The organism is Aestuarium sp. (assembly GCF_023253315.1).
Lineage (GTDB): Bacteria > Pseudomonadota > Alphaproteobacteria > Rhodobacterales > Rhodobacteraceae > Marivivens > Marivivens donghaensis.
Genome location: NZ_JALRGW010000233.1, coordinates 1 through 514 on the forward strand (window position 1 = coordinate 1; position 514 = coordinate 514).

The window sequence follows — 514 nt, forward strand, 5'->3', positions numbered from 1 at the left end:
TTTGAGGATAACACGCTCTGGACGCCTGCCAGCACAAACCAAGCTGGCGACATCACGCTGCAAACGTCAGGCCGCATTATGGCTGGCGTTCGTTCTCAGGGTCAGACTGTTATCCTGACGGACCAAGACTGTCATCGCGGTGTATACATTGGCCCACCTTACATCTTCCAGTTTGAGCGCGTTGGTGATGCCTGCGGCTTGATTGCGCGTAAGGCTGTAGCAAACACACCCGCAGGCGTGTTCTGGATGAGCCAGAACGGGTTCTTCCGCTATGACGGGTCGTCTGTCTCGCCTGTTGACTGTGAAGTGCATGACGCTGTGTTCTCCAACATCAACACGGCTCAGATTAGCAAGTGCTGGGCTGTGTCTAACGGTCAGCACAACGAAGTCTGGTTCTTCTATCCATCTGAAGGTTCTAACGAGATTGATAAATATGTGGCCTACGACTACCGCGAAGGTCACTGGATTATGGGCAGCCTAAGCCGCACAAGCGGTGTGTCCCGTGGCGTGTTCA

At 53.9% G+C, this 514-nt stretch carries 1 protein-coding gene; it reads left to right on the forward strand.

Features of this window, described 5'->3' with window-relative positions; translation table 11 throughout:
* Window positions 1-514, forward strand: a 514-nt coding sequence (locus AC1QQ2_RS15120) for a hypothetical protein (RefSeq protein ID WP_479713769.1), incomplete at both ends; no start/stop codon positions are given.